1 pseudogene is annotated in these 308 nt (G+C 49.0%); it reads left to right on the top strand.

Annotated elements, in window-relative coordinates:
- A pseudogene (locus AW165_RS20210) lies at positions 1-308 on the top strand (IS3 family transposase); the annotation flags it as partial.

The raw sequence follows: 308 nt of genomic DNA, 5'->3' as shown, positions 1-308 counted from the left end.
AGATCAAAGCTCTGAAAAAAGAGCTTCGATACAAAGAGAAAGCCTTAGCCGAAACCAGTGCGCTATTAGTTCTGCGAAAAAAGCTGAGAGCCTTTTACGGGGAAGAGGACGAGGCCGATTAACGCCAACCAGTGAAAGGCAAGAACTGATAAGTCTTATACATGAAGCGGTCGACAACGGCAGTCGTCTGCCGAATGCATGCTTGGAAACGGAAATCGACCTAAGAACTTATCGAAGGTGGTATCGAGGCGGAGAAATCCAACAAGATCTGCGCCCACTGGTCGTTCGCCCAGAGCCGGCTAACAAGT

The organism is Acinetobacter sp. LMB-5 (assembly GCF_001541635.1).
Taxonomy (GTDB): Bacteria; Pseudomonadota; Gammaproteobacteria; order Pseudomonadales; family Moraxellaceae; genus Acinetobacter; species Acinetobacter pittii.
Note: the sequence above shows the minus strand (reverse complement) of the source record. Positions and strands in the feature narration are given on the sequence as shown.